The 15801-nt window shown below is 57.8% G+C and carries 16 protein-coding genes; 8 read left to right on the top strand and 8 right to left on the bottom strand.

Annotation, left to right across the window (positions count from 1 at the left end):
- Nucleotides 1-17 precede the first annotated feature (17 nt).
- Nucleotides 18-311, top strand: a complete 294-nt coding sequence (locus JZ00_RS12830; protein ID WP_039589592.1) for a DUF1330 domain-containing protein — start codon at nt 18-20, stop codon at nt 309-311.
- 6 nt (nt 312-317) lie between these two features.
- Here the strand turns inward: JZ00_RS12830 and JZ00_RS12825 are convergent, their stop codons facing one another.
- The 8 genes from JZ00_RS12825 to JZ00_RS12790 form a co-directional block, all read right to left on the bottom strand.
- Complete coding sequence (locus tag JZ00_RS12825; RefSeq protein ID WP_039589594.1) at nt 318-881, bottom strand: NUDIX hydrolase; 564 nt, start codon at nt 879-881, stop codon at nt 318-320.
- A gap of 2 nt (nt 882-883) precedes the next feature.
- Entirely contained in the window at nt 884-1636 is a 753-nt protein-coding gene (locus tag JZ00_RS12820; protein WP_039589596.1) for a GntR family transcriptional regulator, read from the bottom strand.
- Nucleotides 1637-1721: 85 nt separating this feature from the next.
- The gene (locus JZ00_RS12815) at nt 1722-2111 is read right to left on the bottom strand and encodes a carboxymuconolactone decarboxylase family protein (protein ID WP_039589598.1); all 390 of its coding nucleotides are present in this window, start codon (nt 2109-2111) and stop codon (nt 1722-1724) included.
- Nucleotides 2108-3583 carry an NAD-dependent succinate-semialdehyde dehydrogenase gene (locus tag JZ00_RS12810; protein WP_039589599.1) on the bottom strand — a complete coding sequence of 492 codons (1476 nt, stop codon included), beginning with the start codon at nt 3581-3583 and terminating at the stop codon, nt 2108-2110. The genes JZ00_RS12815 and JZ00_RS12810 overlap by 4 nt, the downstream gene beginning before the upstream one ends.
- A gap of 65 nt (nt 3584-3648) precedes the next feature.
- Nucleotides 3649-4134: a flavin reductase family protein gene (locus JZ00_RS12805; RefSeq protein WP_039589600.1), complete on the bottom strand. Its 486-nt coding sequence runs from the start codon at nt 4132-4134 to the stop codon at nt 3649-3651.
- 12 nt (nt 4135-4146) lie between these two features.
- A complete protein-coding gene (locus JZ00_RS12800) occupies nt 4147-5628 on the bottom strand; it encodes an aldehyde dehydrogenase (protein ID WP_039589602.1) in 1482 nt (493 codons plus the stop codon).
- A complete protein-coding gene (locus tag JZ00_RS12795; RefSeq protein WP_039589603.1) occupies nt 5625-6458 on the bottom strand; it encodes an alpha/beta fold hydrolase in 834 nt (277 codons plus the stop codon). The genes JZ00_RS12800 and JZ00_RS12795 overlap by 4 nt, the downstream gene beginning before the upstream one ends.
- Before the next feature lie 43 nt (nt 6459-6501).
- The gene (locus tag JZ00_RS12790) at nt 6502-7092 is read right to left on the bottom strand and encodes an amino acid synthesis family protein (RefSeq protein WP_003182108.1); all 591 of its coding nucleotides are present in this window, start codon (nt 7090-7092) and stop codon (nt 6502-6504) included.
- A 416-nt stretch (nt 7093-7508) separates the two neighbouring features.
- Here JZ00_RS12790 and JZ00_RS12785 point away from each other — a divergent pair, with 416 nt between their 5' ends.
- The 7 genes from JZ00_RS12785 (at nt 7509) to JZ00_RS12755 (ending at nt 15762) form a co-directional block, all read left to right on the top strand.
- A complete protein-coding gene (locus JZ00_RS12785; RefSeq protein ID WP_039589608.1) occupies nt 7509-8336 on the top strand; it encodes a helix-turn-helix domain-containing protein in 828 nt (275 codons plus the stop codon).
- A gap of 241 nt (nt 8337-8577) precedes the next feature.
- Nucleotides 8578-9882, top strand: a complete 1305-nt coding sequence (locus tag JZ00_RS12780; RefSeq protein ID WP_235433081.1) for an ABC transporter substrate-binding protein — start codon at nt 8578-8580, stop codon at nt 9880-9882.
- Between the two features lie 524 nt (nt 9883-10406).
- The gene (locus JZ00_RS12775; RefSeq protein ID WP_039589613.1) at nt 10407-10991 is read left to right on the top strand and encodes a DUF1349 domain-containing protein; all 585 of its coding nucleotides are present in this window, start codon (nt 10407-10409) and stop codon (nt 10989-10991) included.
- Nucleotides 10992-11205: 214 nt separating this feature from the next.
- Nucleotides 11206-12117: a LysR family transcriptional regulator gene (locus JZ00_RS12770; RefSeq protein ID WP_039589616.1), complete on the top strand. Its 912-nt coding sequence runs from the start codon at nt 11206-11208 to the stop codon at nt 12115-12117.
- A 108-nt stretch (nt 12118-12225) separates the two neighbouring features.
- Nucleotides 12226-13416 (top strand): CaiB/BaiF CoA transferase family protein, encoded by a 1191-nt coding sequence (locus tag JZ00_RS12765; protein WP_039589617.1) that lies wholly within the window; start codon nt 12226-12228, stop codon nt 13414-13416.
- Entirely contained in the window at nt 13413-14342 is a 930-nt protein-coding gene (locus tag JZ00_RS12760; RefSeq protein ID WP_039589619.1) for a hydroxymethylglutaryl-CoA lyase, read from the top strand. The genes JZ00_RS12765 and JZ00_RS12760 overlap by 4 nt, the downstream gene beginning before the upstream one ends.
- An 88-nt stretch (nt 14343-14430) precedes the next feature.
- Entirely contained in the window at nt 14431-15762 is a 1332-nt protein-coding gene (locus JZ00_RS12755; protein ID WP_039589621.1) for an MFS transporter, read from the top strand.
- The last annotated feature ends 39 nt before the right edge of the window (nt 15763-15801 follow it).

Genomic DNA, 15801 nt, shown 5'->3' with positions numbered 1-15801 from the left:
TAAACCGAGAGGTCACTATGAAGGCGTACTGGATTGCTCACGTGGATGTCACCTACCCCGATCAATACAGCCATTACACCCAACGCGCGCCGGCGGCTTTCGCCTTGTATGGCGGTCGAATGCTGGCCCGGGGCGGGCGCAGTGAAGCGATGGAGGGCAGGGCCACGCCGCAGCGCAGCGTGGTGATCGAATTCGATTCTTATGAGCAAGCGGTAGCTTGCTACCACTCGGAGCAATATCAGGAGGCGAAGAAGCACCGCGAAGGCGTGGCCCGGGCCGAGGTGATCATTGTCGAGGGCGTCGCGCCCTGAGGTGTATCAGCGGATGAAGTGGATCTTGCCGCTGTCGTCGTTGCCCATGTAGATGCCGTAGACCCCGGCCTGGCGTTCCTCGATATAACGTTCGAGGATCTGCCGGATGGCCGGGTAGTAGATGCTGTCCCACGGAATTTCATCCGGGGCGAAGAACTGGTAGGCAAGGGTTTCCGGGCCGAACTGCCCGGTGATCTCCAGCGCGGTGGCGCGGAAGATGATGTACACCTCGCTGATCTTCGGCACGCTGAAGATGGAGTAGGGCGAGACGATTTCGGCGCGCACACCGGTTTCTTCCCAGACTTCCCGCAGCGCGGCCTGTTCGGTGGTCTCGTTACCCTCCATGAAACCGGCCGGCAGCGTCCAGGTGCCGGGGCGCGGCGGGATGGCGCGTTGGCACAGCAGGTACTTGCCGTCCTGCTCGATGATGCAGCCGGCAATGATCTTCGGGTTGACGTAGTGAATATAGCCGCAACCGCCACACATCAATCGCTCATGGGTATCGCCCGCTGGCAGGCGGTGATCGAGGTCACTGCCGCCGCACTTTGGACAAAAGCTCGGGCTGAACATGGCTAGCGGCCTATGCGAGGTTCTTTGAGGGCGATGGGCGGGATGATTTCGGGGATTTCACCGGTCTCTTCCTGTTTGCGCTTGAGGTATTCCAGGGCGACCTTGGCTGCGGCGCGCACGTGGTCGACGCAGGCCTGGTGGGCGGCCAGGGGATCGCCGCTCTTGATCGCCTCGACCATGCGTTCCATTTCCTGGTTACTGCTGCCGCGACGGTTTTCCTGGGACACCGAAGTCGCCCGCAGATAGCTGATGCGCGCCTGCAACTGGCGCAACTGGGTGGCGGCGACGTGGTTGCCGGAGCCTTCGAGCAGCACGTCGTAGAAGCCTTGCACCGAATCGATGACTTGTTGCAACTCGCCTTCCTTGAGGGCCTTGCGGTTTTCCTCCAGGGCTTTTTCCAGGGCCTTGATGTCTTTGGCCTTGGCCCGCAGGGTGAACAACTGGACGATCAGGCCTTCGAGCACGCAACGCAGTTCATAGATGTCAACGGCGTCGGCCAAGGTGATGATCGCGACCCGTGGGCCCTTGGCATCGGCGAATTCGACGAGCCCTTCGGACTCAAGGTGACGCAAGGCTTCGCGTACGGAGGTGCGGCTCACGCCCAGGCGATCGCACAGATCGCGTTCGACCAGGCGATCACCCGGCAGGAGCTGGAAGTTCATGATGGCGCTTCGCAGTTTATCCAGCACGATTTCGCGCAGCGTAACGGGATTGCGATTGACCTTGAAGCTGTCGTCGAGTGGCAGGCGTTTCATGGGGTCCGCTCTGATTGTGGCTGTCCTTGCAAAAAGAGCACTCCGATCCAGGATCATCGTGCTCAGGTCATCAAACAGCCAAGGGTTAACTGGAGGCCTCGGCATCAGCTTCGGCAAATGCTTCACGGGCGAGCCGGAAACTGTCTACGGCAGCGGGAACACCGCAATAAATACCGACCTGAAGCAGAATTTCGCGTATTTGTTCACGGCTCAGCCCGTTACGCAAGGCGCCGCGTACATGCAGCTTGAGTTCATGGGGCCGATTGAGGGCCGAAATCATCGCCAAGTTTATCATGCTGCGCTCTTTAAGCGACAAACCCTCACGCCCCCAGACGTGACCCCAACAGTACTCGGTGACCATCTCCTGAAGCGGACGGGTGAAGTCATCGGCGTTTTTGATCGAGCGGTTCACGTAGGCTTCGCCGAGCACCTGGGTGCGGATTTTCAGGCCTTGTTCATATTTTTCGTTGCTCATCGTTGTGCGCTCCCATCGTCGTCCAGGCCACCCATCAGGGTGTATTTGAGCTCCAGGTAATCCTCGATTCCGTACTTCGACCCTTCACGGCCCAGCCCAGAGGATTTGATCCCGCCAAAGGGCGCGACTTCGGTGGAAATCAGCCCTTCGTTGATCCCGACCATGCCGTACTCCAATGCTTCACTCATGCGCCAGGCCCGGCCCAGGTTGCGGGTGTAGCAGTAAGCCGCGAGGCCGAATTCGGTGTCATTGGCCAAGTACACAGCCTCGGCTTCGGTGTCAAAGCGGAACACGGCGGCCAACGGGCCGAACGTTTCCTCCCGGGCGACTTTCATCTGCGTGGTGACGCCGGCCAGGACGGTCGGCTGGAAAAAACCGTGGCCCAAGGCATGTCGTCCACCACCGCAGAGCAATCGGGCACCCTGGGTGAGGGCGTCGCGTACATGGTCCTCGACCTTTGCCACGGCGCGTTCGTTGATCAGTGGACCCTGGTTGACGCCTTGCTCAAACCCGCTGCCGACACTCAACTGCGCGACTCGCTCGGCGAGGCGCGCGACGAAGGCGTCGTGGATACCGGCCTGGACGAGAAAACGGTTGACGCAAACGCAGGTCTGCCCGGCATTGCGGAACTTGGCGACCAGCGCGCCTTCCACGGCTCGCTCCAGGTCAGCGTCGTCGAAGACGATGAACGGCGCGTTGCCGCCGAGTTCCAGCGAGACTTTTTTCAACGTCGGCGCACATTGCGCCATCAACAGTTTGCCAATGGCCGTGGAGCCGGTGAACGACAGCTTGCGCACCAGAGGGCTGGCGGTCAGCTCACCACCGATGGCGACGGCGTCGCCGGTGATGACGTTGAATATGCCCGGTGGAATCCCCGCCTGTTCCGCCAACGCGGCCATGGCCAGCGCCGAAAACGGCGTTTCCGGCGCCGGTTTGACGATGCACGGGCAGCCGGCCGCCAGCGCCGGGCCGGCCTTGCGGGTGATCATCGCCGCAGGGAAGTTCCACGGGGTGATGGCCGCGACCACGCCGATCGGTTCCTTGCTGACCACAATGCGCGCATCGCCTTTGTGGCTGGGAATGGTGTCGCCATAGATGCGTTTGGCTTCTTCGGCGAACCACTCGATGAAACTCGCAGCGTAGAGGATTTCACCCTTGGCTTCGGCAAGGGGCTTGCCCTGTTCCAGAGTGAGGATTTCTGCCAGGGCGTCGGCGTGCTCCAGCATCAGCCCATGCCAGCGTTTGAGCGTCTGGCTGCGTTCTTTGGCGGTCAGTGCGCGCCATGCCGGCCAGGCTTTGTTTGCGGCCTCAATGGCTTGGCGAGCATGTTCGGCGCCGAGGTTCGGCACCTGGCCAATCTTTTCGCCGGTGGCCGGGTTGTAAATGTCCTGATGGGCGCCGTCGGGCGCCTCCAGCCATTGGCCGTCGATGTAGGCTTGCTGGCGGAACAGTTGCGAGGCTGCTGGGTTCATGCCGGCTCCTGGAAAATGTGACGAACCCCTGTGGCAGCTTGCTCCCACAGGGTTTTGTGTAGATGTCAGGCCAAGGTGGGCAGTGGGCCCAACTTGCCTTTGTGATAAATCATCGGTGTGACCGGTTGCTCGGGCAGAATCAGGTTTTTCACCGCGCCGACGATGATCGCGTGATCGCCACCGTCGTATTCACGCCACAGCTCGCACTCGATGATCGCCGTGGCCTTGCCCAACAGTGGGTTGCCCAGTTCGCTGAGGTGCCACTCGATGCCCTTGGCCTTGTCCTTGCCTTTGCCAGCAAACGCATAGGCTTCGGCAGTCTGCTCGGCCGATAGGAGATGAATCGCAAACTGCTTGCTGTTACGCAGGATTGGGTAAGTGTCCGAGGCATAGTTCGGGCAGAAAAGCACCAGGGCGGGATCGATCGACAGCGCACTGAAGGCGCTGGCCGTGATGCCGACGATGCCACCGTCCGGGTCCAGGGTGGTGACCACCGTGACCCCGGAAGGGAACGAGCTCATGACGTCTTTGTAAATGCCGGGTTCGATCATGTCGGCGGTCTCCTAGCGCATCACGAAGGGATCAGGCATGGGGGCCTGAGAGAGGTTGATCCACACCGTTTTCAGCTCGGTGTAGGCCAGCACCGAATCGATGCCGCTCTCGCGTCCATAGCCGCTGTTCTTGAAACCGCCGATCGGCGCCATGGCCGAGACAGCACGGTAGGTGTTGACCCAGATAATCCCCGAGCGAACGTCCCGGGCCAGGCGATGGGCTCGCCCCAGGTCGCGGGTCCAGATGCCGGCGGCGAGGCCGAACTGCGAGTCGTTGGCAATCGCCAGCGCTTCGGCTTCATCTTTGAAACGGATGACCGAGGCCACCGGACCGAACACCTCTTCCTGCATAATCTTCATCGAGTTGCGGTCGCATTCGAACAGGGTTGGCTCATAGAACCAGCCATCCCCCAGATTCTCTGGACGCTTGCCGCCCAGACGCAGACGCGCACCCTCGGCCACGGCATCGGCTACCAAGCCTTCGACCACGGCCAGTTGTTGCGCAGTGGCCATCGGGCCCATTTCGCTACTGTCTTCCTGCGGGTTGCCGATGCGGATGCGCTTGGCGCGTTCGACCAGACGATCGACGAACTCATCATAGATTTCGTCCTGCACCAGCAGCCGTGAGCCAGAGACGCAGCTTTGACCTGAGGCCGCATAAATCCCCGCAATCGCGCCGTTGATCGCACTGTCCAGGTCGGCATCGGCGAAAATGATATTCGGTGATTTGCCGCCCAGCTCCAGCGACAGCTTGGCGAAGTTCTCCGCGCTGCTGCGCACCACATGCCGGGCCGTGGCCGCGCCGCCGGTGAAGGCGATCTTGCGCACCAGCGGATGGCGGGTGAGGGCGGCGCCCGTGCTTGGGCCATAACCGGTGACCACGTTGACCACGCCCGGCGGGATGCCGGCTTCCAGCGCCAGGCGAGCCAGTTCAAGAATGGTTGCCGAGGCGTGCTCGGACGGTTTGATCACAATGGTATTGCCTGCCGCAAGGGCCGGCGCCAGTTTGATTGCAGTGAGGTACAGCGGGCTGTTCCAGGGAATGATCGCCGCCACCACGCCCATGGCTTCATGCACCGTATAGGCAAACATGTCCGGCTTATCGAGGGGCAGGGTGCCGCCTTCGAGCTTGTCGGCCAGGCCTGCGGTGTAGTGGAAGAACTCCGGCAGGTAGCTGACCTGGCCGCGGGTTTCGCGGATCAGTTTGCCGTTGTCGCGGCTTTCCAACTGGGCCAATTGTTCTTTGTTTTCGGCAATCAGGTCACCAAGACGACGCAGCAATTTGCCACGGGCGGTAGCGCTCAGGCCGCGCCAGGCCGGGCTGTCGAAAGCCGACTGCGCAGCCTGCACGGCGCGCTCGACATCGGCTTCGTCGGCATCGGGTAATTCGGCCCAGGCTTGAGCCAGGGCCGGGTTCAGGCTTTCAAAGGTCTTGCCGGAGAGGGCATCGACCCATTCACCGCCGATGCACATCTGGAAGCGTGCGAGTGTCATGCAACGATCCCCTTTATTTGGTTTTGTCGGGCGTTAACCGTGTCGAGAAATTCCAGCAACAGCTGGTTGACCAGGCGCGGCGATTCCACGGGCATCATATGCCGCTGCTCGGCGAGCACCGCAACGGTCGCACCGGGAATTCGCTCGGCCAGTTGCTCGGCCATTTCCGGCGTAGAGCCAGGATCCAGTTCGCCCGTGGCGACCAATGTCGGCACCTGAATACTCGCCAGATCTTCCGCGCGGTACATATCTTGAGTGGCGAACAGTTCATAAGTGGTCAGGTAACCCTGCGGATCGTTCCCTGCCAAGGTCTGGCGCAGCGCGGCGATCTGCGCCGGATTGGCCGCCTGATATTCACGGCTGAACCAGCGCGACAGGGCGGCTTCGGCGTTGGCGTCCGGCCCGTGCTCGGCGGCCTGCGCGGTGCGCGCAATGACGCCGGCGCGCTGTTCGGCGCTGCGATTGAACACGCTGTTGAGCACCACCAATCCTTGCAGGCGCTGCGGGTAATGCAGGGCAAACGCCCGCGCCACCAGCCCACCCATGGAAAAGCCGATCACCGTTGCCTGGGGCAGTTGCAAATGATCGAGCAACTCCAGCAGTTGGTCGGCATAGCCCAGCAGGGGCGTGCCGCTTTCCGGGCGTGGGCTGGCGCCGTGGCCCAGCATGTCGTAGGCAATCACACGGTACTTCGTGGCCAGGCCAACGACCTGGCCGCCCCACATTTCTTTGTTCAGGCCCACGCCGTGGATCAAAACCACGGGCTGGCCTTGGCCGGTCGCCAGGTAACTGGTGCCCGCCGGGGTGAGTTCAGCGGTGAGCCGAATCATGGAGCGCTCCTGCATGCCTTCTTGTTGTTCTGATCAACCTTGATTACTGGGCGTTTTCGGCAGCCAGTTCTTCCAGGTCGATGTAGCGGTTGCCGATGCGCGGGTGCAAGCGACCGCCGTCGGCGCAGCCCAGCACCACGACGATCTCGTCGGCGCGGGGGGCGTCTTCAATTTGCATTTCCAGGGTGATGTAGTGTGACCGCAGGCCTTCGTCGTCCTTGTGCATCATCGGAATCTGAATCGAGGTGCCAGGGCCGCCGCGCTTGTTGGTGAAACTCAGATAACTCTTGGCCTTGACCGCTTCGCGGTAGTGGTTGCCGAAGCGCAAGGTGTGGATGACGGCCGAGGCGTGCTCGATTTCACCGTCGGCGCCTACTACAGCGGCCTTGCCGTAGGCTTCGATCTTCTCGGCGCCGCCGATGATGCCGACCAGGCGTTCGACCATCAGCGCGCCGAGGTCGGAGCAGTTGGCGCGGATTTCAGGCTTCAGGTCTTCGACAAAGCCGCGACCCAGCCAAGGGTTTTTCATCACGACGGCCAGCCCGACCATGGTCACAGGCTTGTCAGTAGCCTTGCCGCCTTCGATAAAGGTTTCTTCGACATAGCTGACGATCTTGCGGATTTCGAAACTCATGAGCTGCTCCGGTTGGAATGAAAAAGCTTGTGCGTCTGATGGTATACCATAATACCAGCAGTGCAAGCCCCTGAGATGAGTTTGTGATTGGAAGACGATAGAAGGAGGGTAGGGGTCTTGAGCGCGATTGCTCGAAGCACACCGATGACTCAGGACCGATTATAGAATTGCAGGGGGCGAAGGTTGTTGGGCGATGACGCGCCTGATAGGGGAAGCACCTGCCTCGGCGCTGAGGTTAATAAAGGTGAGCGGGTTCAGACCGAGACATGTGTATCGGTTGAACACCCCTCGCCCAGGCGCTATGGTCGGGCTTGGTGCTTACGTCGATCACGGCTTGGCGCTGCCAAGCTCAGGAACGCGATCCGAAGCGGCGATCAGCCCAGTATGTTGTTCATTGTGGCGTTAGGAATATTTTAATGGCGAGCTCCAATTCAGCCCGGTCGATGCAAGACTTCAGTGAAAACTTGCGCCTTCTCTGCGGGTACTACAAGTCGGTGGCGATGGTGTGCCGCTCCCTCGATATCAACCGCCAACAGTTCAACAAATACCTGGGGGCGCAGGCGACTCCCTCGCTCTTCACCCTTCGCAAGATATGCGCTTTTTTCGGGGTGGATGAGGATGAAATATTCTCCGAGCACGAGTCGTTCCGCGCTCTGCTCAACAGGCAGCGCACGGCGCGAGAGCCGGACAGTGCTGTACCAACCGATTTTTTTCCAAGCTCCGCGCAGGAGCTGTCGAAGTACCAGGGTTACTACTTCGTCTATTTGATGTCGCCCTCCGGATCAGGGGAGGTGATCAAGTCGATAACCCGCCTGACCCGTTCCGGCAACAAGATATTGAGTAAAACCTACGAGCGAGTGAGGTTGGGTGATGACCAACTGAAGAGTTTCGGCATCAATAAATATCGGGGGTTCTGCTTTGCCTCATCCGATCTGATTTACATCGTCGAGCACGAATACCTATCGTCTCGGGGCTATATCTGGTCGGCGCTTTACCCCTCCTACCGCAGTCGTTTCCGCTTTCTCAATGGCTTGGTGCTTGGCGTCTCCGGTGACAATTTTCGACGTCCTTTTGGTGCTCAGATTGTGTTTGAGTACTTGGGCGAGTCGATCGATCTGCGCAACGCGCTTTCCAGTTGCAGCTGCTTTCCGGTCGATGCCCCTGAGATCCCCAGCGAGGTCAGGGCGCGGCTGCTGATCCGCCCGTCCGAGGGTGAGTTCAACCTTGTTCCGCCGTTGTTCTAACCCTGCCTTGAAAACAGACGCTAGGTGACGCTTTCAAGCGTCATCGGGCGTTTTTTTCTTAGTGTTCGCGAAATTGAGCTGGCCGTACGGCAGATCAATAATGGGCCACAACGCTCAGGCAGGTTCACGACCGACCAATCACGTCGTCCATCCAAGTTGGATTAAGGCCTGCTCGTGCAAGTGATTCGCTGCGCCCATCATAAAAATAAGAGGAACACCAATGAACTTCAAAAGAACCTTGATGGCAGGGTTGATGGCGCTTTCCGTTACCGCGCCGTTGACCAGTGGCTTGGTGTGTGCGGCCAACAATACCTTGGTTGTCGCTGACCGAGCCTCTTTCAAGGATTGGGATCCAGCCTCGGCGTTTTCGGAAGAGGTGAGGGTGCTGGGTAATATCTACGAGACGCTTCTTGTCTATAACGCTCCGGGCAGTGCCGAGGAGTTTTCCCCTGGGCTGGCCACGTCCTGGGAAAGCAGCGACAACGGCAAGACCTGGACCTTCAAGCTGCGACACGGCGTTAAGTTTCATGACGGTTCGGCGTTCAATGCCGCAGCGGTCAAAAAATCCATTGAATACGTGAAGGCGCTGAAACAAGGCGCTGCGTATGTATGGAAAGCGTTGGATTCCGTCGAGGTCGTCGCTGACGATACGGTGGTGCTCAAGTTTCAAAATCCCACGCCGGCCAATCTGATCGCGGCAGGTCAGTACGCTGCTTACATCATTGCACCAGCGGCAGTGGAAAAAGGGCACGACTGGATGATGGCTCCCAACGCGATCGGAACCGGCCCTTATAAGCTTGGGCAGGTCGAACAGGGCCAGCAAGTGGTGCTCGAACGTTTCGATGGCTACTGGGGCGGCTGGAAAGAAGGGCAATTCGATCGGGTCATCGTAAAAGTCGTGTCCGAAGCCTCTACCCGTACCCAGATGATCAAGAATGGCGAGGCCGGTGTCGCCTGGGATATTCCTCTTGACCAGCTCAAGGTGTTGGGAGAGAACCCTTCGATCAAAGTGAGCACCGCGCCCTCGTGGAAGAACTTCCAGTTTCTGATCAATACCCAGAAGTACCCTACGGACAACCTGGCATTTCGTCAGGCGCTGCAGTATCTCTGGGATTACGACAGTGTCACCAAAGATATTCTGCATGGCTACGGCAGCGTTCCCAAGGGCCCGTTGCCCAGCAGTATCTGGGGGCATGCCAGCGTGCCCATGGCTTCTTACGATCTGGATAAAGCCCGACAATTGTTGGAAGCCTCCGGTGTACCCAAGCAGGACTGGAAGGTCTCGATGCAGTACATCAGCGGTGTCTATGCAAACGCTGCTGAACTGTTCCAGGCGACGGCGTCTCAGGTTGGCTTGGAAGTGGAGTTACGCCCCGGCGAGTGGGGGGTGATCTGGGATAAGGCCAAGAAGCTGGACACCGCTCCCAACCTGCAATCCATGGCTTGGTGGCCGACGTATCCGACACCCAGCGATTGGCTTTTCAGTGAGTTTCATACCGAGAAGACAACGCTGTTCAATCTGTCTCATTACAGCAACCCACGCTGAAGCGCATGTCCCCCGGTGCGTGATTTTGTCGTGAAAAATTCTTGGCGCCCATGGCAGCATCGCATGACCCGCAACACTTCCCACCCTACTCTGATAACCACTTGGTTATTTCTCCTATCGCTGCACCCAATGCTTGCTGGTTGTGCAAGAGCAATGTTAAAGCGTCCGCCGTTACGATCTTATAGTTCTAGGTTTTGGCAGCGATCAATGACGTCCAGGCTGACCTGATTTTGAGCTCCTGAAAGAAATGCAGGGCGAAGGGCGAGAGGAAAGCATGGTGGTGCGTGAGGGAATTGGCCGTCGTAGTCTTGTTGAACGCTCCCTCGCACTAACAGAGTTTGGCCTGGGGCGCATTTAGTTCGGCTCGGACTGGCCCGTCTGCACCACCGCAGCGACTTACGCACAAGTCAAGGCTATTGCTGAACGACTCGTCAAAACGCAGTCTGAGATAGCTGCGCGTTTTATGAACTCAACGCCATCGACGCCTATCACTTGCGTTAACATTTGGACAAAGGGATAAAACTATGAGCATCGACATGCGTACCGGAACGTGGCTGAACCCACCCGCAGATTGGGTGGCGGATGGAACCGGCCTCACGATCACCACCGATGAGCAAACCGACTTCTGGCGTAAAACTCATTACGGCTTCATGCGAGATACCGGTCATTTCCTGGGTTTCCCAACGGCTAGCGAATTCACCGCGCAGATTCGTATCCAAGGTGAATTTCGCACCCTTTACGATCAAGCCGGCCTGATGGTGCGAATTGACGAAACGCGCTGGATAAAAACGGGGGTGGAGTTCACCGACGGTGAATTATTTCTGAGTACCGTCGTCACGGACGATAAATCGGACTGGTCAGTCTCCCAACCTTTCAAAGAACTTGAAGACTTCTATCTGCGGGTCACTGTCTCAAAAGGCTCCCTGCGGATCCAGGCCTCCCGTGACGGCATTTTCTGGCCTCTGCTGCGTCTGGCCCCGTTCCCGGAAGCAGACAGTTATGAGGTGGGGCCGACAGCTTGTACGCCTGAGCGCAGCGGTCTCCAAGCGCGCTTTTCCGAATTCACTATCGGCCCGGCGACCACCAAAGAACTCCACGACTTGAGCTAAAGAACTTCCCATGCTGAGACGCCGCCGGGCATCTCGTAGGCCGTCGTTGATCTCTGAACACCTTGAGCGGCGATAAATTGCCGCCGATCTGGTCGCTGGTGAGACGCAAGAAATCGCCGCGTGCCGCCGCTGGATTTATAGGCACACATCGAATTCTATGACTACGGCTGCACTAGGTTAAGCTAGTTTTTCTCTCCATTGCTGGAAACGTCTAATGCTCCATAAACAGCTCATCCGGCGCCTGGACCTAGTAACCCTGCAGTTGTTCGTGGCTGTCCATGAGGAAGGCACATTGACGCGCGCTGCATCGAGAGAAGCCATCGCAGTTTCGGCTGCCAGCAAGCGGTTGGTGGAGCTTGAAGTGGTGCTGGGCATACCCTTGTTTTCGCGCACTGCAAAAGGGATGACGCTGACGGCGGCGGGTGAAACGCTCTTACACCATGCCCGTCGTATGCTGACCGAGGTCGAGAAGGTTGGAATTGAGGTTGGGGAGCACTTGCAGGGGCTGCGTGGCTACGTTCGCATGCTTGCCAATCTGTCGGCGATCATCCAGTTCTTACCGGAGGATCTGCACGATTTCGTATTAAATCATTCTCAAGTGAAGGTTGATTTGGAAGAGCGCCCTAGTGATGGGGTAGTTCAAGGCATCATCGACGGTGTGGCCGACGTTGGTATCTGTTCAATGGATAGCGATTCGCAAGGTCTCTTCAGCGTGCCATATCGCAGTGACCGCCTTATCGTAGCCATGCGCAATGACCATCCGCTAGCAAGCTTTGACGAAGTCGCATTTCTACAGACATTGAAATACGACCAAATAGGCCTGCACTCCGCCAGCTCCATCAATAACCGTATCCATGCAGCGGCGAAAGCGCTGGGCGAACCCTTGCGTCTGCGTATTCATGTTCCAGGTTTCGACGCAGTGTGCCGTATGGTTCAAGCCAATATGGGCATCGGCATTCTGCCGCTGAAAGCGTTTGAGCTATTCGGAAGGGGGTTGGGCCTGACAGCGGTACACCTCAGTGATGAGTGGTCCAACCGTACGCTAATGTTGCTGGTGCGTGAGCGCGAGTCCCTGTCGCCGGTTAGCCGGTTGTTATTTGATCATCTACAACAATCCCAGCCTTGAAACATTCGTTCGCGAAACGCGAACACCCCTTTCCAAATCACCGTTGGATTATGCGGGGATATGTCCTCTAGTCTTGGCTCAAATTCCAAGAAATACAGAGGACAACCCATGACTGCTCTTAGCGGTATCCGCGTAATTGAAATCGGTACCCTTATTGCTGCCCCTTTTGCTGCGCGCATCATGGCGGAGTTTGGCGCTGAGGTTATCAAGATCGAGACGCTGGGGCAGGGGGATCCCCTTCGAAAATGGCGAAAGTTGCATGAGGGCACCTCCCTTTGGTGGTACCTGCAATCGCGGAACAAGAAGTCTTTGGCACTGAATCTCAAGTCCCCCGAAGGCATCGCTATCGTCAAGCAGCTGGCGCAAAGCGCCGATGTTCTGATTGAAAACCTGCGGCCTGGTGCACTTGAAAAATTAGGCATTGGCTGGGATGTCCTGCGTGAGCTGAACCCCAAGCTGACCTTGGTGCGGATCTCCGGCTACGGCCAATCGGGCCCGTATCGTGACCGTCCTGGTTTTGGTGCTATTGGCGAGGCGATGGGCGGAATTCGGTACACCACCGGCACTCCCGGGATTCCGCCGGCACGCGTCGGCGTGAGCCTTGGAGATTCCCTGGCTTCGATGCATGCGGTCATCGGCGCACTGATGTCGCTCCTGCGGGTCAAGACGGGGCAGGGTGAGGGGCAAGTGGTGGACGTATCACTGGCAGAAAGCGTCTTCAACGTCATGGAAAGTCTCGTGCCGGAGTACGACATGCTTGGCCATGTCCGTGAGCGCAGCGGTGGCGCGCTACCGGGTATCGCGCCATCGAACACCTACCCTACCTGCGATGGTGCGTACGTAGTTATTGCAGGCAACAGCGACCCCATTTTCAAACGTCTTATGGCTGCAATTGGCCGGTCTGATTTAGGCGAGAATCCTGCTTTTGCGCACAATGATGGTCGGGCTATCCAGTGCAACCTGCTTGACGAGGCCATCAGCCAATGGAGCTCCAGGCATCCCATCGATTACGTCCTCGACACGTTAGAAAAGGCCGAAGTGCCTGCCGGGCGCATCTACTCTGTAGCGGACATCGTTGCCGACCCACACTATCTGGCTCGCGGCATGATTTTAGATGCAGATCTTCCGGGTGGAGCCTCCGTCAAGATGCCAGGCATCGTTCCTAAAATGTCCGACACACCAGGCAATGTGAATTGGCAAGGACCGAGCCTGGGCCAGCACACCCAAGCGGTGCTGGGCGATCTAGGTCTGAGTGAAGAGATGATTCAGCGCTTGAAGGATGGGGGGGTGGTGCAATGATTACTGACTACTCGCAGCGCCTCATCATCCAGGAAGTCTCCCCGCGCGATGGGCTGCAAATTGAACCTGTCTGGGTTGAAACGGTGGACAAGATCAACCTGATCAATGAGCTGTCGTCGTGCGGTTTCAGCCGCATCGAAGCGGGCTCTTTTGTCTCCCCCAAGGCCATTCCAGCCTTGCGCGACGGGGAGCAAGTGTTCCAGGGCATCAAGCGTCATGCTGGTGTTATCTACGTTGCCCTCATACCGAATTTGAAAGGCGCTCAGCGCGCTATTCAGGCCAATGCAGACGAACTGAACCTGGTGCTGTCGGCAAGTCAAAGCCATAACCAGGCGAATATGCGAATGACCCGCGAACAATCACTGGCCGCATTTGATGAAGTGGTGTCGCTTGCCCGCGACAGCACTGTCCGCCTGAACGGCACGGTCGCGACAACGTTCGGCTGCCCGTTCGAAGGCCACATTGACGAGGACGTCGTCATGCGGTTGGTGGAAGCCTATCTGGAACTCGGAGTACAGGGCATTACGTTGGCAGATACAACTGGGATGGCAAGTCCCCGTCAGGTTTATCGACTTGTGCAACGCCTGTTAGGTCGATTGCCAGCATCCGCAATAACCCTTCACTTTCACAACACCCGTGGCTTGGGACTGAGCAACGTATTGGCTGCTTATGAAGCTGGCGCTCGTCGTTTTGACGCTTCGCTGGGTGGGCTGGGGGGATGTCCTTTTGCGCCGGGCGCGTCCGGGAACATATGCACCGAAGACTTGGTGAATCTCTGCGATGAAATGGGTATTACGACAGGCATCGACCTCCAGAAGTTGCTGACGCTATCGCGCACCTTGCCGTCATTGCTGGGGCATGACCTGCCTGGACAAGTGGTGAAGGCAGGACGCAACTGTGACCTGCATCCGCTACCCCGTCACTGAATCTGATTTTTATAAGACGGCCAGTGCCGTCAACCAGACAACAAAAACAAAGTAGCCCCTTAAAGGGAGCTCGCCTGGAGAAAGTACCATGTCCATTTCTGTTTCTACCGCTGATGTAGGCACCTCTGCTGCATCCATAAATGAGAAAAAGCTGATTTCAAAAGTGGCGTGGCGTCTCATGCCATTGATTATGGTCTGTTATTTGTTCGCGTTCTTTGACCGAATAAATATTAGTTTCGCGAAGTTTCAGTTACAGACTGATCTTGGCTTAAGTAACACTGCATATGGACTAGGCGCGGGGCTGTTTGTCGTCGGTTATGTGTTGTTCGAAGTCCCCAGCAACATGATGCTTTACAAGGTGGGCGCACGTCGCTGGATTGCACGCATCATGATGTCCTGGGGTGTAGCAACGGCGTTGATGATTTTCGTGACGACCGAATGGCAGTTCTATGTCCTTCGATTTCTCATCGGCGCCATGGAAGCGGGCTTCGCACCGGGTGTGCTCTACTACTTAACGTTATGGTTTCCGCAAAACTATCGCGGTCGTATTACCTCAACGTTGTTCCTGGCCTCTGCGTTCGCTGGGTTGATAGGCGCGCCCGTGTCCGGTCTGGTACTGGGGCATATGGACGGTTTATTCGACGTGCGTGGCTGGCATTGGCTATTCCTGCTGGGGGGCATTCCCTGCGTAGGTCTAGGTCTGGTGGTTTTTTTCACGCTAAAAGATCGCATTGCCGATGCCCATTGGCTAAGCGCAGATGAACAAACCTACCTGGCCTCTCGTATTGCAAGCCATGAGCCTAATCAGAAACATGGTTCTTTGCTGGCAGCCCTGAAGTTGCCAGGCTTCGCAATGCTGGCGTTCATTTATTTCCTTATTCAAGTGGCGTCCTATGGGCTTAACTTCTGGGCTCCACAGCTGATCCGAAGTGCAGGGACTGAAAGCCCGACTCTTATCGGTCTGTTGACCGCCGTACCCTACGTATGCGGTGCGATCAGCATGCTGGTGATTGGCCGTTTGTCGGATGCAACAGGCGAGCGACGTAAGTTTGTCTGCGGTTTGATAGTTGTGGGTGCAATCGGGTTCGTCAGTGCCGGGATATTCGCCAATCACACGGTGTTTCTGATCGTGTCACTGGCGCTGATGGGCACCGGTATCATCGCCTCGATTCCGGCGTTCTGGGCCCTGCCGCCGAAGTTGCTTGCTGGCGCCGGGGCCGGGGCGGCTGGCGGCATAGCGTTAATCAACACGGTTGGTCAAATGGGCGGCATCGTCAGTCCCGTGATGGTTGGGTACATAAAAGACTTTACCGGCAGCACAACGCCGGCTCTTTACATCATCGGGGCGACAAGCCTGATCGCCGCAGCACTTCTGATTTGGGGCTTGCCTGAAAGTCTCAGAACTCGCGATAAAAGATAATCTTCAAGATAAAGTTGACTCGTGCTCCCCCGATTCATT

The organism is Pseudomonas frederiksbergensis, assembly GCF_000802155.2.
GTDB lineage: Bacteria > Pseudomonadota > Gammaproteobacteria > Pseudomonadales > Pseudomonadaceae > Aquipseudomonas > Aquipseudomonas frederiksbergensis_A.
Note: the sequence above shows the minus strand (reverse complement) of the source record. Positions and strands in the feature narration are given on the sequence as shown.